This is a genomic window from Pantoea stewartii, from assembly GCF_011044475.1.
In the GTDB taxonomy this organism is placed as follows: domain Bacteria; phylum Pseudomonadota; class Gammaproteobacteria; order Enterobacterales; family Enterobacteriaceae; genus Pantoea; species Pantoea stewartii.
In genome coordinates this window covers 3,664,488-3,685,719 of record NZ_CP049115.1, presented here as the reverse complement: position 1 = coordinate 3,685,719, position 21,232 = coordinate 3,664,488, and the positions used below count along the sequence as shown (strand labels likewise).

Annotated in this window: 16 protein-coding genes and 1 pseudogene; 8 read left to right on the top strand and 9 right to left on the bottom strand. The window is 52.2% G+C overall.

Annotated elements, in window-relative coordinates:
• The first annotated feature begins 83 nt into the window (after positions 1-83).
• Positions 84-749, top strand: coding sequence for a carbonate dehydratase (gene can / locus G5574_RS17300; RefSeq protein WP_033740288.1), 666 nt, complete (start codon positions 84-86; stop codon positions 747-749).
• Positions 750-808: 59 nt separating this feature from the next.
• Here the strand turns inward: can and hpt are convergent, their stop codons facing one another.
• Complete coding sequence (hpt, locus tag G5574_RS17295; protein WP_006117719.1) at positions 809-1,354, bottom strand: hypoxanthine phosphoribosyltransferase; 546 nt, start codon at positions 1,352-1,354, stop codon at positions 809-811.
• Between the two features lie 234 nt (positions 1,355-1,588).
• Between hpt and G5574_RS17290 the strand changes: the two genes are divergently transcribed.
• Positions 1,589-2,872 carry a cystathionine gamma-synthase family protein gene (locus G5574_RS17290; protein ID WP_164482963.1) on the top strand — a complete coding sequence of 428 codons (1,284 nt, stop codon included), beginning with the start codon at positions 1,589-1,591 and terminating at the stop codon, positions 2,870-2,872.
• Between the two features lie 2 nt (positions 2,873-2,874).
• Here G5574_RS17290 and cueO read toward each other — a convergent pair whose 3' ends face one another.
• Positions 2,875-4,476, bottom strand: coding sequence for a multicopper oxidase CueO (cueO, locus tag G5574_RS17285; RefSeq protein ID WP_164482962.1), 1,602 nt, complete (start codon positions 4,474-4,476; stop codon positions 2,875-2,877).
• Positions 4,477-4,635: 159 nt separating this feature from the next.
• Here cueO and G5574_RS17280 point away from each other — a divergent pair, with 159 nt between their 5' ends.
• The 5 genes from G5574_RS17280 (at position 4,636) to G5574_RS17260 (ending at position 9,446) form a co-directional block, all read left to right on the top strand.
• Positions 4,636-4,983 carry a YacC family pilotin-like protein gene (locus G5574_RS17280; RefSeq protein ID WP_006117717.1) on the top strand — a complete coding sequence of 116 codons (348 nt, stop codon included), beginning with the start codon at positions 4,636-4,638 and terminating at the stop codon, positions 4,981-4,983.
• A gap of 107 nt (positions 4,984-5,090) precedes the next feature.
• Entirely contained in the window at positions 5,091-5,954 is an 864-nt protein-coding gene (gene speE, locus G5574_RS17275) for a polyamine aminopropyltransferase (RefSeq protein ID WP_058702046.1), read from the top strand.
• 28 nt (positions 5,955-5,982) lie between these two features.
• Positions 5,983-6,792 (top strand): adenosylmethionine decarboxylase, encoded by an 810-nt coding sequence (gene speD, locus G5574_RS17270; protein ID WP_033740284.1) that lies wholly within the window; start codon positions 5,983-5,985, stop codon positions 6,790-6,792.
• A 643-nt stretch (positions 6,793-7,435) separates the two neighbouring features.
• Positions 7,436-8,272 carry an alpha/beta fold hydrolase gene (locus tag G5574_RS17265; RefSeq protein ID WP_164482961.1) on the top strand — a complete coding sequence of 279 codons (837 nt, stop codon included), beginning with the start codon at positions 7,436-7,438 and terminating at the stop codon, positions 8,270-8,272.
• Position 8,273: 1 nt separating this feature from the next.
• Positions 8,274-9,446 carry a nucleotide disphospho-sugar-binding domain-containing protein gene (locus G5574_RS17260; protein WP_164482960.1) on the top strand — a complete coding sequence of 391 codons (1,173 nt, stop codon included), beginning with the start codon at positions 8,274-8,276 and terminating at the stop codon, positions 9,444-9,446.
• 47 nt (positions 9,447-9,493) lie between these two features.
• On the opposite strand, the gene G5574_RS17255 is transcribed toward G5574_RS17260, so the two are convergent.
• From G5574_RS17255 to G5574_RS17230, 6 genes and pseudogenes are all read right to left on the bottom strand, one after another.
• The gene (locus G5574_RS17255) at positions 9,494-11,041 is read right to left on the bottom strand and encodes a methyl-accepting chemotaxis protein (RefSeq protein ID WP_164482959.1); all 1,548 of its coding nucleotides are present in this window, start codon (positions 11,039-11,041) and stop codon (positions 9,494-9,496) included.
• Between the two features lie 586 nt (positions 11,042-11,627).
• Entirely contained in the window at positions 11,628-12,896 is a 1,269-nt protein-coding gene (gene dtnK / locus G5574_RS17250; protein WP_164482958.1) for a D-threonate kinase, read from the bottom strand.
• Positions 12,893-13,463: pseudogene (locus tag G5574_RS17245) on the bottom strand (2-keto-3-deoxygluconate permease). The gene dtnK and the pseudogene G5574_RS17245 overlap by 4 nt, the downstream one beginning before the upstream one ends.
• Before the next feature lie 150 nt (positions 13,464-13,613).
• Positions 13,614-13,976: a protein YacL gene (yacL, locus tag G5574_RS17240; RefSeq protein WP_006117708.1), complete on the bottom strand. Its 363-nt coding sequence runs from the start codon at positions 13,974-13,976 to the stop codon at positions 13,614-13,616.
• Between the two features lie 159 nt (positions 13,977-14,135).
• The gene (acnB, locus tag G5574_RS17235; protein ID WP_072021701.1) at positions 14,136-16,733 is read right to left on the bottom strand and encodes a bifunctional aconitate hydratase 2/2-methylisocitrate dehydratase; all 2,598 of its coding nucleotides are present in this window, start codon (positions 16,731-16,733) and stop codon (positions 14,136-14,138) included.
• A gap of 245 nt (positions 16,734-16,978) precedes the next feature.
• Entirely contained in the window at positions 16,979-17,977 is a 999-nt protein-coding gene (locus tag G5574_RS17230) for an aldo/keto reductase (protein WP_006117706.1), read from the bottom strand.
• Between the two features lie 97 nt (positions 17,978-18,074).
• Here G5574_RS17230 and G5574_RS17225 point away from each other — a divergent pair, with 97 nt between their 5' ends.
• On the top strand, positions 18,075-18,995 hold the full coding sequence (locus G5574_RS17225) for a LysR family transcriptional regulator (protein WP_006117705.1): 921 nt from the start codon (positions 18,075-18,077) through the stop codon (positions 18,993-18,995).
• A 616-nt stretch (positions 18,996-19,611) separates the two neighbouring features.
• Here the strand turns inward: G5574_RS17225 and lpdA are convergent.
• Positions 19,612-21,036 carry a dihydrolipoyl dehydrogenase gene (gene lpdA, locus G5574_RS17220; protein WP_028724707.1) on the bottom strand — a complete coding sequence of 475 codons (1,425 nt, stop codon included), beginning with the start codon at positions 21,034-21,036 and terminating at the stop codon, positions 19,612-19,614.
• Between the last annotated feature and the right edge of the window lie 196 nt (positions 21,037-21,232).

The following is a 21,232-nucleotide window of genomic DNA, read 5'->3' as shown; positions in this document are numbered from 1 at the left end:
GGCATTGTAATGCCGTTTGAATTTAGGAAGCCTTCGCCTATAGTACGCGCACGCAAATGCGCAGTAACAGGTTGCTTAACGCCATGACAGACATTGATACCCTGATCAGTAATAACCGCGAATGGTCCAGATTACTGGTCAAAGAAGATCCTGGTTTTTTTGAGCGACTGGCTCAGGCGCAAAAACCACGTTTCCTTTGGATTGGCTGTTCAGACAGTCGCGTCCCCGCAGAACGTCTGACCGGTCTTGAGCCAGGTGAACTGTTTGTCCACCGTAACGTTGCCAACCTGGTTATCCATACCGATCTTAACTGCCTTTCTGTGGTGCAGTACGCGGTTGAAGTGCTGGAAGTTGAACACATCATTGTGTGCGGCCACTATGGCTGCGGTGGCGTGCAGGCAGCCATGGATAACCCGGAGTTAGGGCTCATTGATAACTGGCTGCTGCACATTCGCGATCTCTGGTACAAGCATAGCGTGTTGCTGGGTGAACTGCCGCCCGATAAACGTCTGGATAAACTCTGCGAAATCAACGTTGTTGAGCAGGTCTACAATCTGGGGCATTCCACCATCTTGCAATCGGCCTGGAAGCGTGGACGTAAAGTCTCGCTACATGGCTGGGTCTACGGTATTCAGGATGGCTGCCTGCGTAACCTGAATGTTACCGCGAACAGCCGCGAAAACCTGGAGCAACGCTATCGTCACGGCATGGCTAACCTGTTAGTCAGTGGCGATTTTCACCGCCCCTGACGCACGCGCGCGACAAGCCTACACGAATCCAGAGGTCAGAGCCTTGGAAGAATGTGCGGTCACTCGCCTGAGGATTCGAGGGGAACCACTTTGCCAATGTAAGGCAGATGGCGATAACGCTGCGCATAATCGATGCCAAAGCCCACCACGAATTCATCAGGGATAGCAAAGCCCACGAATTCAACCTGAACGTCGACTTCACGGCGTTCAGGCTTATCCAGCAGCGTACAGATGGCCAGAGATTTTGGCTCCCGCAGACGCAGGATTTCCCGCACTTTGCTGAGCGTATTGCCTGAATCAATGATGTCTTCAACGATTAACACGTCTTTACCGCGGATATCCTCATCCAGATCTTTGAGAATTTTGACATCGCGACTGCTGGACATCCCGCTGCCGTAACTGGAGGCGGTCATAAAATCCACTTCGTGCGGCACGTCAATCACGCGGCATAAATCCGCCATAAACATAAATGAGCCACGAAGTAGCCCTACCAGCACCATATCGCTGCCGCTGTCGCGGTAGTGGTCGGTAATTTCTTTGCCCAGTTCCGCGATGCGCGCGGCGATTGCCTGCTCAGGGATCATTACGTCAACAGTGTGTTTCATTGCCTTCAGCCCGGTCTCTCACAAAGCCACGCAGTCTACCATAACAGAAGTCCCTACTGACGCCGCGCAGAGAACGCAAACGTTTACGTGCACTAAAAATCTTCACCTGTGTGCAGGCAGTTGCACAAACAGCATTACCTTAGAACAACCCGGCATTTAGCCGCATTAATAGCTGCATGATACGATTTTATCGACATATCGTTATGCAGTTAGCGACCTTATTGGGAGATCTCAATGACTTCACCCTCAAGTAAAAAAACGCACGTCGGCGACCGCCCACTGCATCCCGAAACACAAATGCTGAACTACGGTTATGATCCGCGTCTGTCTGAAGGGGCCGTGAAACCGCCGGTCTTTTTGACCTCCACCTTTGTGTTTGACAGTGCAGAAGAAGGCCGCGATTTTTTTGATTATGTTTCCGGCCGCCGTCAGCCTCCCGAAGGTAAAAGTGGCGGACTGGTGTATTCCCGCTTTAATCATCCCAACAGTGAGATTGTTGAGGACCGCCTCGCTCTCTACGAACAGGCCGAAAGTTGCGCGCTGTTTGCCTCCGGCATGGCGGCCATTTCGACGGCGTTGCTGACCTTTACGCGACCAGGGGAAGTGATTTTGCATTCCCAGCCCCTGTACGGCGGTACGGAAACGCTGCTCAGTAAAACCCTGCACAACCTTGATATTCGTGCGGTGGGTTTCACTGACGGGCATGATGAAGCCAAAGTGCGCGAGGCCGCCCAGCGTGCAATGGCGCAGGGACGCGTCGCCATGATCCTGGTGGAAACGCCGGCAAACCCGACGAACAGCCTTGTGAATATCGCGCTGATGGCCCGTATTGCGGACGAGATCGATCGTCAGCAGGGTTCACGCCCGGTCGTCGCCTGTGATAACACCTTACTGGGGCCGATTTTTCAGCAACCGCTCACGTTGGGCGCGGATTTATCGCTGTATTCCCTGACGAAATATGTGGGCGGTCACTCTGACCTGATTGCGGGTGCGGTGATGGGAAACAAAACACTTATGTCGCCGATCCGCGCTCTGCGTAGCGCTATTGGCACTCAGCTTGATCCGCATTCAAGCTGGATGATTGGCCGTTCGCTGGAAACGCTGTCGCTGCGCATGGAAAAAGCCTGTCATAACGCTGAAACCGTCGCCGCCTTTTTACGTACACATCCTGATGTCGCCGCCCTGCACTGGTTACCGTATCTGGATGCAGACAGCCCGGCAGGCAAAACCTATCGGGAACAATGCACCGGGGCCGGTTCAACCTTCTCTTTTGACATTGTCGGCGGACAACCTGCAGCGTTTCGTTTCCTGAATGCCCTGACGCTGTTTAAACAGGCCGTCAGTCTGGGCGGGACAGAATCGCTTGCCAGCCATCCTGCCACCACCACCCATTCTGGCGTGCCGGATACAGTGCGTCAGCGCATCGGGATCACCGACGCGACGATACGCTTATCCATCGGTATCGAGAACGCCGGGGATCTGGTGGAGGATATCCGTCTGGCGCTGGCGCAGGCCTGATATCAGGTCACGGTGAAGCCCAGCATCATGCCGGTGTCTTCATGCTCCAGTAAATGGCAATGCGCCATATACGCATGATCGGCGGCGGCAAGGTGGTTGAAGCGCACCAGCACTTCGCTACGCCAGCCGTCGACATTGACCATGTCTTTCCAGCCCTGACGGTGTGGCGCAGGTGGCTTGCCATTTTCAGAAAGAATACGGAACTGGGTGCCGTGAATATGGAAAGGATGCAGCATGCTGTCGCCTTCACCGGAAATGGTCCATTTTTCAACGGTGCCCTGCTTCACATCAAAGGCTGGCCGCGTCATATCAAATGGCTGGCCATTGATTTTATTGCCATTGTGAAAATCGTAGGCAGTCGCGGCCATCCCGTCATGGTCCATCTTCTGATGATCCATTCCCTGGGACGCGCTGTCGTGCTGCATCGCATGATCATTACCGCCCATAGCCATATCATGGTGCGCACCGTTCCCCATCGCTTTCGCGCCATAGCGTGCCATCAGCGCCTGCATACCTTGCTGATCCAGTTGGGGATCCATACTGAGTTGTAACCAGCGCGATGGCAGACCGTCCGTTTTCGGTATGGCCGGTAATGTGGCTAGCTGATCCGGTAAAGTCGCGCTGGCCATGATCCGCAGCGGAATGATATTGACCAGCGGCAGGGGCCGATCGAAGGGAGCCAGCGTCATGCCCATTTGCGAAACAGGTAGCGTCACGATATCAAAAGCCTTGCCATCGGACGTATCGACCATGACTTCAAAGCGCTCGCCCGGCAGGAGCGGAAGGGAATCGACCTTTACCGGCTCAGGCAGCAGACCGCCGTCACTGGCAATCACATACAGTGGGCGTTTATCGCTGGCAGCCAGATGCAGCGAACGGGCATTGCAGCCATTAAGCAAACGCAGACGTAACCATCCACGCGGTACGGCATGCTGAGGATACTGCGCACCGTTGGTCAGCATCATGTCGCCGAACCAGCCCACTGCGGCCCGCATAATATCAAGCTCATAATCGATGCGGTCACCGGATGAGGTGAGCTGTTTGTCCTGAAAAATCAGTGGAACATCGTCGGTGCCCCATTGATTAGGCAGACGAAGCGTCCCTGACGGCTGATCCTCTAACACAATCATGCCGGCCAGCCCCTGGGCAACCTGATGACCCGTTTTGCCATGCAGATGAGGATGATACCAGCAGGTGGCGGCAGGCTGGTCCGGCGTAAACGTCACCTGACGCGTGGCGCCCGGCGCAATGATTCCCTGCGGTCCACCGTCCACCTCGCCGGGGATTTCCAGACCGTGCCAGTGCAGGGTCGTCGCTTCACTAAGCCGGTTATGAATATTGATGGTGGCCGCCTTGCCACGCTGGAGCCGAATTGCGGGCCCCAACAGGCTGCCATTGTAGCCCCAGGTGGGTACGTCTTTGCCCTGCCACTGGCTGATGCCCGGCATCGCCGTCAGGCTGTACTCTCCTTTCGCATCCGCGTCCAGCAGGGAAGGAACCGGCAGCAGTGGCCGACTGGCCGCCATCAGGGATCGGCTCCAGAGCGGCAGCGCCCCTGCAGCACCCAGTGCCGCGCTCAGTTTCAGAAAGTGACGACGTTGCATAATTCGCATCCTTGTAACGAAATGACCTCAAGCCTAAACCCTGCCCTTATGGCAAGGTCAAGCATCAGCAGGCAGAATGCCCCAAAAATCGTAAATTGATCGAAAATCTTTACACAACTGTGCTAACGTCTTTCAGACGACTATTACATGAGAATATCTATGAAGAAGAGCATCAGGATCCTGCTACTGGCAGGACTCTTCGGCTTCTCCTCCACCAGCTTTGCCCTGAGCGAATCCGAAGCAGAAGATCTTGCCGATCTGACTGCGGTATTCGTTTATCTCAAGAACGACTGTGGCTATCAGGATTTGCCCGATGCGCAGATCCGCAAGGCGTTGGTGTTTTTTGCCCAGCAAAACCGCTGGGATTTAAGCAATTACAACAACTACAACATGAAAGCCCTGGGTGAAGACAGTTACCGTGATTTGAGCGGTATCGCGATTGCCAACGACAAAAAATGTAAGTCGCTGGCCAGAGATTCTCTCAGCCTGCTTGCCTATGTAAAGTAGCGCCCCAGCCCGCTCTCCCGTCAGACATTTGACCGTGCAACGACTATCATAGTTAGCTATGATGTTTCGCCGATTTTTATGGCAATGTCACGAAGGAGAGCCCCATCATGGCCCAAAACGAGATGTGGTATGAAACACTTCATACCGGCTTTGGCCAGTATTTTACCGTCGATAAAGAGCTTTATCGTGATAAAACGGCCCACCAGGATTTAATCATCTTTGAAAATGCGGCGATGGGCCGCGTTATGGCGCTGGATGGCGTGGTGCAAACGACCGAACGTGATGAATTTATCTATCACGAAATGATGACGCATGTGCCGTTGCTGGCGCATGGTGCCGCCAAAAACGTACTGATTATTGGAGGGGGCGATGGCGCGATGTTGCGCGAAGTGTCCCGCCATACCGGCATTGAGAAAATCACCATGGTCGAGATCGACGCCGGCGTGGTGACCTTCTGTCGTCAGTATCTGCCGAACCACAGCGCTGGTGCGTACGACGATCCGCGTTTTAATCTGGTCATCGATGATGGTGTGAATTTCGTCAACCGCACCACCGAAAAGTTTGACGTTATCATCTCTGACTGTACCGATCCCATTGGGCCTGGCGAAAGCCTGTTTACGTCCGACTTTTATGCGGGCTGTAAAAATGCGCTGAATGAAAATGGGATCTTTGTTGCCCAGAACGGCGTTTGCTTCCTGCAGCAGGATGAAGCGGTTAACAGCCATCGTAAACTCAGCCATTACTTTGCCGATGTCAGTTTTTATCAGGCGGCCATCCCAACCTACTACGGCGGCATCATGACCTTTGCCTGGGCAAGCGATAATCCGGCCCTGCGCCAGCTTGATCCCGCCCTTCTGCAGGCGCGCTTTGCGGCCTCGGGCCTGAACTGCCGTTACTACACACCGGCGATCCACACGGGCAGCTTTGCTCTGCCACAATATCTGTTGAATGCTCTGTCAGAGACGCGCTGATCGATCATTTATAAGGGGGTGAATAAAATTGCAAAAGCTAAAACTGCATGGCTTCAATAATCTGACCAAAAGCCTGAGTTTTTGTATCTACGATATTTGCTATGCGAATACCGAAGCCGAGCGCGATGGTTATATTGCTTATATCGATGAGCAATACAATGCCAATCGCCTGACGGAAATTTTGACCGAAACCTGTTCGATTATTGGTGCGAATGTGCTGAACATTGCGCGCCAGGATTATGAGCCACAGGGTGCCAGCGTCACGATTTTGGTCAGTGAAGAACCTGTTGATCCTAAAGATATTGATACGTCTGAGCATCCCGGCCCGTTGCCTAATTCCGTGGTCGCGCATCTTGATAAAAGCCATATTTGTGTGCACACGTATCCGGAAAGCCATCCTGAAGGCGGCCTCTGTACCTTCCGTGCAGACATTGAGGTCTCAACCTGCGGCGTGATCTCACCGCTTAAGGCGCTCAATTACCTGATTCACCAGCTGGAATCTGACATTGTCACTGTGGATTACCGCGTACGGGGTTTTACACGTGATGTGAACGGCGTTAAACACTTTATCGACCATGAAATTAACTCCATCCAAAACTTCATGTCCGACGATATGAAGCGGATGTACGATATGGTTGATGTGAATGTTTACCAGGAAAACATCTTCCATACCAAGATGTTGCTGAAAGAATTTGATTTAAAACATTATCTCTTTAATACCCGCCCGGAAGATCTGACACCGCAGGAGCACAAACGCATTACTGACCTGCTGTGGAAAGAGATGCGTGAGATTTATTACGGTCGCAATATTCCGTCTGTGGGATTAAAAACCTACTAAGTTATGCCCCCTTTGCGGGGCATTCTCTCTTTCGTCTGCCTGTTATCTGTCACAGCCCGTTCAGGGCCACTTATTGCGCCCTGCGAACCAGGGTAGCCCCGGCTGCCTTTCTTTCGCGGCATGTGGTCTTGCGATGGTGAGACTGGCAGACCCGTTACGACGTTCTTCCGTGAAATAAATCAGCCGCCCCCTGCGTTCTGTTGTGAAGACGCTACTTCCGAGATCGTCCCGTAACGCCCGTCAGTAACAGGCCACAGTGTGGCACTAACACAAACTCACCACAGTAATCCCTGCCGAGCCGTTCGCCCCATGATAAAACATTAATTAAATTTACCATGAATACAGTAAGGATAATAAAGTTTTATGACACTATAAAATAGACCAGCCTCCCTTTCCTCGCCTGGATTTTATGAGGAAAATCACACTTTAACGGCCTGCTAAGTTACTTAATTTTCCATGAAAACTAAGATGATGGAGAAAAACCAGGAGCATTTGATTTATAAACACTTTTAAATCAATAAGATGAAAGATTGCGGATTAAAAACAGCGATAAAACATAAAAATAACTTAATGATTACCATTTGCTGTGATATACATTAGAAAACTTTAATATTTGATGATGTTTCTTGGTGGGGAGAGTGATATGAGTCACGGTTATTCTGTAGTAAACATAAATGAACTTAACATTTATGTGGAGTTAACAAAATGCAGAGTCCCGACCCGTAACAGGACCATCCTGATTAACGGTGCACTGGCAACCTCGTCTTCTTTCCGCAACTGGAAACGCTTCCTGGCGGATAAATCAGATGTCATTACGTTTGATCTTCCGTTCTCAGGCAAATCAAAACCCTTCAACGAACAGGGCTGCCATATCGTCACGCTTGATGATGAAGTCACGATTATTCGCGAGCTGATTTCAATTTATAAGCCCAATATTATTGCCTCAGCCTCCTGGGGCGGTGCATCGACTCTCAAGCTCTTGAATCACGGTGAGGAGGGCCTGGAACATGCCATCATCGCGTCCTATTCCTTTGAATTTAATGACCGTATGCGGACTTACGTGAAGCAAGCCAATCTGTTTTCAAAAGAGAAGAACTTTGTCGAGCTTGCGCATTTGATGAATGACGAAGTGGGTGCATATCTGCCGAATAAAATGAAGTTCTGCAACTTCAGGCATCTGACGTCGCTGGATGAGATTGAATACCGTCAGGGACGTTTCCATCTTGAGCAGATTGCCACGCTGCGCAACCACGACTACAAAAACATTATTGATAACTCGGCCTGCCAGTTTCACTTTATCAACGGCGATCTGGATATTCATACGCCGCAAAAAAACATCGAAGAGATATGCGGCGAGTCGGATAAAACGCGCTTTTATCAAATCAGGGATGCGGGACATTTTCTGGATCTGGAAGGCAAGCGCAGCCGGGAAAGGACCGCAGCCGCCTTCAACACTATTTTTAGTCAGATTGGTGTCTGAGATGAAAGTGATTATTGGCGCACTGGGCTCAGCAGGCGATGTCTTTCCCTGTATTGAGATTGGCTCGCTGTTAAAAGAAAAGAATCATGATGTTTACCTGCTCGCTAACGACTATTTCAGATCTGAGGCAGTAGATCGCGGCCTGTCCTTTGTGGCGGTCGGCGACAAAGAGACTTATGTGAAAGCCGTCCAGGATCGGGCGTTATGGGACAAAAAGCACGCCCTGAAACGGATTTCACATTATATGGCGGAACAGCAGGAGGCGATGTTCGATGCCATGAGCGCTCTTGCCGAAGATGACGCCATCATCATTCACTCTTTATGGTGTTTTGCGGCGAAAGCCGTCAGCGAGAAATACCGGTTAAAGAAATATGCTATCAGCCTGACCAATTCAAATTTAAAATTGCAGCCCGGGCGTGTTATCCATGCGCTGGAAAAAAGCCTGCGTGTCAGTCTGAACTGGAAACTGGCTTTATTTCAACGGGCCCTGGTTTCGCCTGCACTCCAGCGTACCATCGACACGCTGCGACGCGACCATAATCTGCCCGCCTCTCGCAATATTTACGCTGACTGGGTCAATAACGAACCGCAGTCGATTGTGTTATACGAACCCTGGTTTTATCAAAAGAAAGCGCGCGAGGGATTTTATGCCGGTTTTTTACTGAACAAGAGCCGGGCGTCGCTGGATGACGATCGTATTACCGATTTTATTGACTCCCGTACGGTGGTCTTTTTTACCAGTTGGGCCCTGGCTGAACAATCATCCGTGACACGCGTTTTACAGGACTTAAAAACAGAAGGACTGAAGTGCGTGCTTGTTACGCCAACCGCAGCCGCGTTAGCGGTAAACGATGATGTGATGACGCTGCCGCATCTCAATATTGCCCTGACTGAAACCTGCTTATTTGCCATTCATCATGGCGGTATTGGCACCACCGCGCAGTTGCTCAAGAACGGGGTTCCTCAGCTGATTTATCCGTGCGCATTTGATCAGTTTGAAAATGCCCGCGCCCTTGAACGACTGGCCTGCGGCCTCAAGGGAAAAGGGATCAGGGAAATCAGAAAAATGGCGGCACTTGCACGTCAGAAGAAACACAACTGCGACTTTTATGCTGTGCAACTGGCTAATCAAACCCACAGAGGTCTTGAGCTGGAACGCTTTCTGACCCGTTAAACGCGTCTTCAGGCCTGGCATCGGGGTGCATGCCTGGCCTGAAGGCATCAGACCTGGAACGCCGCGGTTAACATGCGCAGACTGCGCGCCTGTTCAGTTAGGGATTGCGATGCCGAAGCCGACTGCTCCACCAGCGCGGCATTGCTTTGTGTGACGCTGTCCATCTGCGTGACGGCAATGCTGACCTGCGAAACGCCCTGCATTTGTTCCACTGATGCCAGCGCCAGACCATCCATATACTGTGCCAGTGACGCGACTTCACTTGCCGCTTTAAGAATACTCTGGGCGGTATGATCGGCCGCCTGTACGCCTTTCGCCACGCCCGCGACCGCTTCTTCAATCAGGTTACCGATTTCACGCGACGATGATGCGCTGCGCTGTGCCAGCGTACGGACTTCCGTTGCGACAACGGCAAAGCCACGACCGTGCTCACCCGCTCTTGCCGCTTCTACCGCCGCATTCAGCGCCAGAATGTTGGTCTGAAAAGCGATACTTTGAATAACCGCGGTAATCTCTTTCACTTTCGCCGCGCTCACCGAAATGCTGTGCATCGTGTGGCTCATTTCATTGACGGCTTTTTCGCTGGCGCGCGTCAGTGATTCCGTCTCCCGGGCCGAAGACGCTGTAGATTCAGCGACAGAGGTGTTATTGCGAACCGTCGCAGTAATTTGTTCCATGCTTGCCGCCGTCTGTTGCAATGCCGCAGCCTGCTCTTCCGTACGGGAGGACAGCTCGGTATTGCCCTGCGCAATTTCACTGGCCGCCAGTTCAACCGATGCCGCAGAATCTTTGATCTGGGTCACCAGGTTCCGCAAATGATTTTGCATGTTCGCCAGGGCCGTCAGCAGCTTTCCGGTTTCATCCTGACGGTTTACGGTAATCACAGAGGTCAGATCGCCCCGGGCAATGGTATCGGCCGTGTGCACCGCGATAGCCAGAGGACGAGAAATACTGCGGGAAATCAGCAGGCCCAGAATCAGGGAAATTCCCGCTGACAGTAGCAGTCCGGCCACCAGGATCACGCGCGTTTTGGTCCGCTCGCTAGTCAGTTCATCTTCACGCGATTTGAGTAATGATTTCTCCGTGACAATCATGGATTCAATCACGTTACGCATCGCATCCATTTGCACTTTACCTTCATCAGTCGCAAAGATGTCTAAAAAGTGTTGCTGGTCGAGGTTCCCCTGATTCAGACGCTCACGCGCCGCCATTACGTTACGGGCATAGCTTTCCAGCCAGTTCTTCTGTCTGCTTTCCAGATCGACTAAGCGTTGCTGCTGCACCGGATTGTCCTGCGTCAGCTGATGTGTACTCGCGGTGTAGTCGCTAAAGGCCTGTTTACCCTGATTAAAGGGTGCCAGCATTTGTGTCTGACCGCTAAGTGCATAACCCCGAAGGCCGGTTTCCATATTCAGCAGACTCTCGGTCACCTTATTCAGGCCTTCAACCACCTGATAGGTATGAACGTTAAGCTTGCTGGCCTGCGTGACGCGATTAAACCCCATATAAAACAGACTGCATACCACAATCATGACAAGCGTCATGGCACCAAACGCCATATAAAGGCGGGTTCTGATAGATGTATTGCTGAGCATAATATCTCCGCGAGTGGAAAGAGAATAATTAAATTCCATTAATTCACGAGAATAATGGCAAGACACATTAATAAATCAGGCATATAAATTTAATGAAAAGCCTGACCACTCAACCGAACGGTGAGTGACGTAGAAGTGAACGCATCAATGTTAAGTTGATTATTAGCGCTCTCGCGGAAATTTCCACTGCGTTACAATTTAAATTAGCGTTAGCGGAAATAACGAGAAAACAGGGGGGATGATAATCCCTGTTATCGCCCTGTTCTCACGGTGCACGTGGCCATAAAAAACTGAAAAATCAAACAGATTAAGCATTCAAAAAGGACAGTGAAGCCTGTTTCGTTTTACCGAACAGTAAATTTGACTTAAGCGAGCAGTTGCATTCAGGTAACGAAATGTAACAGCATCATTGGGGAGTACAGCATTACACATCGAACAGGGAACGTAAGGATTTATTATATTTTAATAATGGAGAATATCGCGCCCTTTATTAAACAGGGCACAGCTATTCTCATCATTCCTCCAAATTTCCCCTGACTTATCCTGTCGAAACGCAATTCTGGCCTGCACATCTGCAGGCTCAGGTTTACTCATTCAGATACAGCTCCTCAATATAATGCAGCGCATCACAGAGCGTATCATCCGTCCCGAATCCCCCTGCTTTAGTGATAACGGGTAAATCATCGATGTCACTGTTTACGAAGGTGCCACACGGGATACAGGGCGCCACTTCGCCGTGGATACGGTAACCTTCGGCGCCGAGAGCATTCGCCACCGCGATCGCGATGTCGCCGCCCGTCAGGAACAGCCCACCCGTACGGGCACGATCCAGGATCGCTAAGGTGATATCCCCCATTCGCCGACTCAGCGTTTCGCCCAACGCCTCGCGACTCAATGCATATTTTCCGGTCAGCGCTGCAATCTGGTTACGGTCGTCCCCGTGGCTGCTGGTCTGCAGAATACAGTGCCTGTTCTGTGCAAGGATCTGGCACGCCTGCTCTACGATCTCTTTTTGCTCTTTCTCAGGTGCAAGCAGGGTTTCAACCGCGATTCTGACCACGTCAGCCCGCCCCAGACGTTGCGCCTGGGCTACCTGACGCCGGGTCATTTCACTCATCGAGCCCGCCACCACCAGAACCGGAAGCGTTTGATCGCTGTCCATATAGCTGTCGGTCGGAAGCGCGTTGGCCAGTCCCGCCGCCCCAACCAGCAATGGGCGCGCAGCCATTGAGAGAGCAGCCCGGGCAATCAGGGCCAGATCGTTATCGCTTTCTGCATCAATAATGACGATGCTGGCGGGCTGTTGGCGCAGGTTTTCAAGCCGGTCTGCGAGGTCGCCACGCCTGACGTCGTCCAGCGTCATCTCCCTGACAGGCAGATCGGTCTGTAAGCCGATCAGCGTGCGGATACGCGAGGAGATAATCGGTGTGCGCGGATCGCTGGCAAACTCGGTTTCCAGCAACGGGCGCTGGTGAACCCAGCATTCACCATTGCGCGTCATGCGCCCCGCAGACGGAATGGCTGCGGCGACAATCGCCAGCGTGGTTCCGCTGGCGGCCATAGCCGCAGCAATCTCTGCGCCGGGATTGCCACGAAAGGTAGAGTCGATTTTTTTATAGATCAGCACGCTGTTTTGCCCAGGGCGCACCCAGGGAGACAGCGCCTGTTTCACCGCAACCGCCGCCTGCTCAGCGCTGAGTGCCCGGCTGTCTGTGTTAATCACCAGCACATCAGCGCGACGTGAGGGCTTTTGCTGTGACGTCAGCATCACTTCCGTACGTGCCCCTTTTTTAGCCAGTTGCACGCCCGTATCATTCGCACCGGTAAAGTCGTCGGCAATAACGATCATTTTCATCGTGATTTTTCCGTAGATAAAGCGACAGCCCGTCGCTGATTACCTTTTGCCACCCAGGAAGGTCAGCATCGGCGTTAAAAGGGCGGTGACAATCACCGATGTCGCAATCAGCGGCGTTGCCGCGGCGACCACACAAGACAGAGCCGGATCGGCCTGCGCCAGCGCAGCCGGCGTGACGGCAGTTGTCCTGGCGGCGGCCCCTGCCGGGACCGTATGAAGACCGCCGTTGCTGTTGTCCATCGCCGCAATGACCGCAACGGATGACAATCCCCACCGGCCTTCAGGGCCAGACAACGTATCGACAGACAGACCCAGCGCGACAGCAGCAGGACACTTCGTCACGGTGATACCGCCGCCCGTAACCCGCGCCTGGGGCAGCGCTTTAACCGATCTCATGCATAACAAAAAAACACCGATAAGCGCAGGCACGTCCTCTTTAAACGGTGCCGGCGTAAAGCCCCCTGTCCCTGAGGCGTCGGGAGCCAGCGTGTTAGCGGCGGCCCCCAGCACTAACGGGATAATCATCATTCCGCCAGGCACTTTTTCGATTGTTTCCTTAATCTTCATACCACCACCTTAGTGATTAATTACAATCACTATGATGATATTAAATCACAAGGATAAAATATGCGGCGGGAATCTCAGATTAAAACGCTGATAATTGAGCATTATCAATCAACAAAGGAGGTAAATGGCGATCGGTGTGCAAGCTTTCAATCATTTGCCCGACATAAATCGCCGCCAGGCGGCAATCACGGCCAGGAAATCTTCCTTACCGCAGAAGCACAGGCTTTCTTCATCGTAGTAATTCATGCCCTCTTCCATCTCATCGCCTTCGAAATTCAATGTATTCGCGCGGACAATGACCTCTTCATCATCCATCCAGAGCGTATATTCGCGCCCGATGCGCTGCCACTGGCGCTCACTGCCTGTAAGTTTTTGGGCTTCGGCTTCAACCTCATCCAGCACGCTGGCGTCATGCCCGACTTCTTCATTAAACCAGTGGCCTAATGCTTCATGGCCCATCGACATGCGCACTTTTACCTTGCCCGTGATGTCGCGTAAAAATTCATACTCCATGATCTTATCTCTTTGTCAGTTACTCGCGCTGTTATACCGCTATTTTTATTGCCGTGCACCTGCTTAGCGCGCCTATCCAGATTCCCTGGACGCCCCTTTTCAGGCATAAAAAAAGAGGAGCGCCGGGGCGCTCCTCTCAAACAGAACGATCGTCACCTGTCAGACGGCAGTCTGGAAAATCACGCCGTCTGCTTTTTCCGTGTACTGACTCAACTGGTCAAAGTTGAGATAGCGATAGGTGTCAGTGGCTGTTTTATCAACCTGTGCCATGAACTGCTGATACTCATCTGGCGTAGGCAGTTTACCTAACAGCGATGAGACGGCAGCCAGCTCCGCAGAGGCCAGATAGACATTAGCCCCTGTACCCAGACGGTTCGGGAAGTTACGGGTTGACGTCGAGACCACCGTTGCGCCGTCAGCCACACGTGCCTGGTTACCCATGCACAGTGAACAGCCCGGGATCTCAATACGCGCACCGCTCTTACCAAATACGCTGTAGTAACCTTCTTCTGTCAGCTGAGCCGCGTCCATTTTGGTCGGTGGTGCAACCCACAGACGGGTTGGTAACTGGCCTTTATGGCTGTCCAGCAACTTACCTGCCGCACGGAAGTGACCGATATTGGTCATGCACGAGCCGATAAAGACTTCATCAATCTTCTCGCCCTGCACATCAGACAGCAGACGCGCATCGTCCGGATCGTTTGGCGCACACAGAATCGGCTCTTTGATCTCAGCCAGATCGATGTCAATCACCGCGGCATATTCCGCATCGGCGTCGGCTTCAAGCAACTGTGGATCCGCCAGCCATTTCTCCATGCCTTCGATACGGCGCTCCAGCGTACGACGATCGCCGTAGCCTTCCGAGATCATCCATTTCAAGAGGACAATGTTAGAGGTCAGGTACTCTTTGATCGGCGCCTGATCCAGCTTAATGGTACAGCCTGCAGCAGAACGTTCTGCAGACGCATCGGTCAGTTCGAACGCCTGCTCAACTTTCAGATCGGGCAGACCTTCAATTTCAAGGATGCGGCCAGAGAAGATGTTCTTCTTGCCTTTCTTCTCGACGGTCAGCAGGCCCTGCTTAATGGCATACAGCGGAATGGCGTGAACCAGATCGCGCAGCGTAATGCCAGGCTGCATTTTACCTTTGAAACGTACCAGCACCGATTCCGGCATATCGAGCGGCATAACGCCCGTTGCCGCAGCAAAGGCGACCAGGCCCGAGCCTGCCGGGAACGAAATCCCGATAGGGAAACGCGTATGAGAATCGCCACCTGTTCCGACGGTATCCGGCAGCAGCATACGGTTCAGCCAGGAGTGAATAACCCCGTCACCCGGACGCAGAGAAACCCCGCCGCGGTTCATGATGAAGTCAGGTAACGTATGGTGCGTGTTCACATCCACCGGCTTAGGATAAGCCGCCGTGTGACAGAACGACTGCATGACCAGGTCAGCCGAAAAGCCCAGGCAGGCCAGGTCTTTCAGTTCGTCTCGGGTCATTGGACCGGTAGTATCCTGTGAGCCCACAGAGGTCATCTTAGGTTCGCAGTACGCACCGGGACGGATGCCGTCAACACCACAGGCACGGCCCACCATTTTCTGTGCCAGCGAGTAGCCACGTGTGCTTTCAGCCACGTCTTTCGCGATACGGAACACGGTACTGGCAGGCAGCCCCAGCGATTCGCGCGCTTTGGTCGTCAGGCCACGGCCAATGATCAGGGGAATACGACCACCAGCACGGACTTCATCGATCAGGACGTCGGTTTTCAGTTCAAAACTGGCCAGCAGGTCGCCGGTTTCGTGGTTGCGGACTTCACCTTTGAAGGGATAGATATCAATGACATCGCCCATATTCAGGTTGTTCACATCCACTTCAATCGGCAGCGCGCCTGCATCTTCCATGGTGTTGAAGAAGATAGGGGCAATTTTGCCACCCAGCACAACGCCACCGCCTTTTTTGTTTGGCACGTTCGGAATGTCATCGCCCATAAACCACAGCACCGAGTTGGTCGCCGATTTACGTGATGAACCGGTGCCTACAACGTCACCGACGTAGGCCAGCGGGAAACCTTTGGCCTGCAGCGCTTCAATTTGTTTGATCGGTCCGATGTTGCCTGGCTCATCTGGCTCAATGCCTTCGCGGGCATTTTTCAGCATTGCCAGCGCATGCAGAGGGATATCAGGACGTGACCAGGCATCCGGTGCCGGAGACAGATCGTCTGTATTGGTTTCGCCAGTGACTTTGAAAACCGTTACGGTAATTTTTTCAGCCAGCTCTGGACGTGACAGATACCATTCGGCATCCGCCCATGACTGCATCACCTGTTTCGCATGCGCGTTGCCTGCTTTGGCTTTTTCTTCAACGTCGTAAAAGCTGTCAAACATCAGCAACGTGTGGGAAAGCGCTTTTGCCGCAATCGGCGCGAGTTTCGCATCATCTAATGCTTCAATCAGAGGATGGATGTTGTAACCGCCCTGCATGGTACCGAGCAGTTCAACGGCTTTTTCAGGAGATACCAGAGGAGAGGTTGTTTCGCCTTTGGCGACAGCAGCCAGGAAACCTGCTTTAACATACGCCGCTTCATCGACGCCGGGTGGTACGCGGTTGACCAACAAATCGGTCAAAAATTCTTCTTCACCCGCAGGTGGATTTTTTAGCAGTTCAACCAGCGCGGCCATCTGGGAAGCATCTAATGGCTTAGGTACGATCCCTTGGGCAGCACGCTCGGCAACGTGCTTACGGTATTCTTCTAGCACGACGTTCTCCTCGCTCTCATTGTATGGGTTTCCGGTGCACCCTGATGACAACGCATTCCATGAGTAGGGTAAGGTGCCCGGTTCCGCGTGGGGCAGCATAGCAGGATTTCAACAGCTTGTTAATCTGTTTACAAAAAAGCAACATTGCGGTTTTCTGCAGCAGAATGCGCTACCTGAACAGAGATAAACGAAAAAAACGCAGGGCTTAATGCCCTGCCGGTTAACCCAGTCATTTCGCTGTAAGCTTAACGATCGATCATGCCATATTCTGCATCCGCATAGCGTTCACCCCGCACGTTTTGCGGCGCAAAGAGCCTGTCCAGCGTGTCACTGTCCGCCCCTGTCAGGACGACATTCGCTGCGGCACAGTTTTCTTCCAGATGATGGACCTTGCTCGCTCCCGGAATCGGCACAATATCTTCCCCCTTCGCCATGACCCATGCCAGCGCCAGTTGTGCCGCAGTAATACCATAACTGTGTGCCATCTCAGTGAGCTGCGCGACTAACTTTTGGTTATGTTCCTGTGCCTGCTCCTGAAAACGGGGCAAACTGCGGCGGAAGTCATGCGGATCCAGCGCGTCCACGGACGTCAGTTTGCCCGTCAGGAAGCCCCGGCCCAACGGACTGTAAGGCACAAAACCGACATTCAGTTCACGACAGGTCGCCAGAATGTCCTGCTCGGGATCGCGGGTCCAGAGTGAGTATTCGCTTTGTAAGGCAGAGACGGGATGGACGGCACAGGCGCGCCGCAGCGTAGCAGATGAGACTTCAGACAACCCAATATAGCGGGCTTTTCCCTCTTTAATCAGATCCGCCATCGTGCCAATCACGTCTTCAATCGGTACGCTCGGATCAAAACGGTGCTGGTAAAGCAGATCGATATGATCGGTCCCCAAACGGGTTAACGATCCTTCGACTGCGCGGCGAATATGCTGAGGCTGGCTGTTAACGCCCGTCATCTTTTCCCAGCCCTGACCTTCGCCAGTAATCGCAAAACCAAATTTTGTGGCCACCGTGATATTGTCGCGGCGGCCTTTAAGGGCTTTAGCGATGAGCACCTCGTTGGTAAATGGACCGTAGATTTCGGCGGTATCCAGAAAGTTGATGCCCAGTTCAAACGCGCGCGACAGCGTATTTAATGCCTGCTGCTCATCATGATTGCCATAGGCGAAGGTCATGCCCATGCAGCCGAGTCCCAGTGCTGAAACGCGTAATCCCTGATTACCCAATTGACGTTGTTGCATGATGTTTTCCTCTTTGTTGCGGTGTTATTGTTATAATCCTCATCAATACCAACAACAATTGCGCTATTCTTGCCCATTCAGTGAGGAAAATTCATCAATGACACTTTCGCGGGCCACCCTGCAGGAACTGGAAATGTTCAGCGCCATTGCGCACCACCGGAGCTTCCGCAAAGCCGCACAGGCACGCAACGTGACGCCGTCTGCGCTGAGCCACGCCATGCGTCATTTCGAACAACGGCTAGGGGTGAGATTACTCAACCGCACGACGCGCAGTGTCTCACTGACCCAGGCTGGACAACATTTTCTGCAGCGCATTCAGCCTGCCTTACTCGATTTATCGCAGGCCGTGGATGAACTTAACGACTGGCGAGCCCGGCCTCACGGTACGCTGAAACTCAATATGCCCCGCTCTGCAGAAGCGCTGTTTTTTGACAGCCTGATCCTGCCATTCCTCCAGCGCTATCCGGACATTACGCTGGAAATTGACAGCAACGATGCGCTGGTGGATATCCTTGAAGCCGGTTTTGATGCAGGCATTCGCTACGGTGATGTGCTGGCGCAGGATATGATCGCCCTGCCCTTTGGCCCGGCAATGCGTACACTGGTTGTCGCAAGCCCGGCGTTTATCGAACGTCATGGTGCCCCGCAAACACCGGACGATCTGCTGCAGTTTCCCTGCATTGAGCGGCGTTTCCCGAGCGGGCAACGCTATCGCTGGGAATTCATGCACGCAGGGAAAAAGCGGGAAGTCGCCGTCAGTGGCTCTCTGGTGCTGGACAACAACGAACGAATATTGCAGGCCGCCCTTGCGGGAGCAGGGATTGCTTTTCTGCAGGAGGCCGTGGTCAGTGCCAGTCTGCGAAGTGGCTCACTCGTTGAGCTGTTAAGTCACTATACGGAGAATGCCGATGGCTTCTGGCTCTACTATCCCGGCAGGCGTTATGTCTCTGCACCATTACGTCATTTTATTGACTGGTTACGTGTTAATAATAACGAAGTGATCAACCATCAAAATTAACAGCAACATAAGAACCGAGAAATAATTATTTTAAAATAGTCATGAAAGAATCAGCATAAATAACATTTAAAATATAAAAGACAGAAATTTTTATTAATTAGCATTATGAAAAAATAAAAAACCAGGGGACAGTAAAATAATAAATGCGTAGACTGCGGTTGGGCGCCTGAAGCTTTCTGCTTTGGGTAAGAACCTGAGGTGGAAAGAGGAAGGAACCGCTCACATTAATCAGTCAACTAATGCGAGCGGAGGTCACTACCCTAACACCTCAACACTGTCAGGGTAGCCCCTCGCTCGATGAAAATCAAGAGAGGTGCCACCATGAAGTCGAAATACGGTTTACTTGTTATTAGCGGGTTAATTCTCTTAGGATTGAGTTTATCAAACCGAGGTTCATTATGTGAGCTTCGCCTCAGAATAATGAGTGCTGAACTTTCGGCTGTCTTGAATTACGAAACCAGGCAGTAAAACTTCGTTAGTGGCGGAGTTTACTCCGCCCTATATGCCAGTGTAAATGTGTTAGCGCAGGCGCCCTTTCCTTTATTGATTTTCTTATTCGATAATAATCAGCATAAAAAAACGGCCCCATAAGGGGCCGCTATGACTGTCCTGAGACTTATTTCTTCTTCGCTTTCGCGTTAGGCAGATCGGTGATGCTGCCTTCAAAAATTTCAGCCGCCAGTCCTACGGATTCATGCAGGGTTGGGTGCGCATGAATGGTCAGCGCAATATCTTCTGCGTCACAGCCCATTTCAATGGCCAGACCGATTTCACCCAGCAGTTCACCGCCGTTCGTTCCGACAATGGCACCACCGATAACACGATGGGTCTCTTTGTCGAAAATCAGTTTGGTGATGCCATCTGCACAGTCAGAAGCAATCGCACGGCCTGATGCCGCCCACGGGAACGTGGCGGTTTCATAGCTGATGCCTTTCTCTTTCGCTTCTTTCTCAGTCAGACCGACCCAGGCAACTTCTGGCTCAGTATAGGCAATGGAAGGAATCACTTTCGGATCGAAGTAGTGTTTCAGACCTGAAATGACTTCTGCCGCAACATGGCCTTCATGCACGCCTTTGTGTGCCAGCATTGGCTGACCTACAATGTCGCCGATCGCATAAATGTGTGGCACATTGGTGCGCATCTGCTTGTCAACGCGGATGAAGCCGCGATCGTCAACTTCGACACCGGCTTTGTCAGCATCCAGGCCTTTACCGTTCGGTACACGACCAATCGCAACCAGAACCGCATCATAACGCTGAGCTTCGCCCGGCGCTTTTTTGCCTTCCATCGAAACATAGATACCGTCGTCCTTGGCTTCTACGGCGGTCACCTTGGTTTCCAGCATCAGGTTAAATTTCTTGCTGATACGTTTGGTAAAGACTTTAACCACGTCTTTATCGGCCGCTGGGATAACCTGGTCAAACATCTCGACCACGTCGATCTCTGAACCCAGTGCATGGTAAACGGTAGCCATTTCCAGACCGATGATTCCGCCCCCCATAACCAGCAGACGCTTAGGCACTTCTTTCAGTTCCAGTGCGTCAGTGGAATCCCATACACGAGGATCTTCATGAGGAATGAATGGCAGTTCGATAGGACGTGAACCTGCAGCGATAATGGCGTTATCGAAGTTAATAGTGGTTGCGCCACCTTCACCTTCGACCACCAGCGTATTGGCACCGGTAAATTTGCCCAGGCCATTAACCACTTTCACTTTACGCCCTTTCGCCATGCCAGACAGGCCACCGGTCAGTTGGTTAATCACCTTCTCTTTCCAGCTACGGATTTTGTTGATATCCGTTTGCGGCTGACCAAACACAATGCCGTGTTCTTCGAGCGCTTTCGCTTCTTCAATCACTTTAGCAACGTGCAGCAGCGCTTTAGACGGGATACAGCCTACGTTAAGACAGACACCACCGAGGGTGCTGTAGCGCTCAACCAGTACGGTTTCCAGACCTAAGTCAGCGCAACGAAAAGCTGCAGAGTAACCTGCAGGACCTGCCCCAAGTACCACGACCTGAGTTTTAATCTCTGTACTCATCATGACCTCTTATTGGATTTCCGGCGGGTCAGACGCTGAGCCTATCCCATTAGGCTAGTTAACTGGCCATATTGCGTCTGCTGCTGCAAACATTCCCCTATCGGATTTGCCTGCCGTGACTCAATCTGACTGCGCCAATTATGCCTAATGGAATAGGCTCATAATGTCCTTATTCCACCGGGACATGTTCACCGCA

What these genes read in the sequence shown, in the direction of transcription:
- cueO (WP_164482962.1), bottom strand. Translation starts at nt 4,476, where the DNA reads ATGCAACGTCGTCACTTTCTGAAACTGAGCGCGGCACTGGGTGCTGCA.
- yacL (WP_006117708.1), bottom strand. Translation starts at nt 13,976, where the DNA reads ATGGAGTATGAATTTTTACGCGACATCACGGGCAAGGTAAAAGTGCGC.
- speE (WP_058702046.1), top strand. Translation starts at nt 5,091, where the DNA reads ATGGCCCAAAACGAGATGTGGTATGAAACACTTCATACCGGCTTTGGC.
- hpt (WP_006117719.1), bottom strand. Translation starts at nt 1,354, where the DNA reads ATGAAACACACTGTTGACGTAATGATCCCTGAGCAGGCAATCGCCGCG.
- G5574_RS17290 (WP_164482963.1), top strand. Translation starts at nt 1,589, where the DNA reads ATGACTTCACCCTCAAGTAAAAAAACGCACGTCGGCGACCGCCCACTG.
- G5574_RS17265 (WP_164482961.1), top strand. Translation starts at nt 7,436, where the DNA reads ATGAGTCACGGTTATTCTGTAGTAAACATAAATGAACTTAACATTTAT.
- lpdA (WP_028724707.1), bottom strand. Translation starts at nt 21,036, where the DNA reads ATGAGTACAGAGATTAAAACTCAGGTCGTGGTACTTGGGGCAGGTCCT.
- G5574_RS17225 (WP_006117705.1), top strand. Translation starts at nt 18,075, where the DNA reads ATGACACTTTCGCGGGCCACCCTGCAGGAACTGGAAATGTTCAGCGCC.
- G5574_RS17230 (WP_006117706.1), bottom strand. Translation starts at nt 17,977, where the DNA reads ATGCAACAACGTCAATTGGGTAATCAGGGATTACGCGTTTCAGCACTG.
- G5574_RS17260 (WP_164482960.1), top strand. Translation starts at nt 8,274, where the DNA reads ATGAAAGTGATTATTGGCGCACTGGGCTCAGCAGGCGATGTCTTTCCC.
- can (WP_033740288.1), top strand. Translation starts at nt 84, where the DNA reads ATGACAGACATTGATACCCTGATCAGTAATAACCGCGAATGGTCCAGA.
- dtnK (WP_164482958.1), bottom strand. Translation starts at nt 12,896, where the DNA reads ATGAAAATGATCGTTATTGCCGACGACTTTACCGGTGCGAATGATACG.
- G5574_RS17255 (WP_164482959.1), bottom strand. Translation starts at nt 11,041, where the DNA reads ATGCTCAGCAATACATCTATCAGAACCCGCCTTTATATGGCGTTTGGT.
- G5574_RS17280 (WP_006117717.1), top strand. Translation starts at nt 4,636, where the DNA reads ATGAAGAAGAGCATCAGGATCCTGCTACTGGCAGGACTCTTCGGCTTC.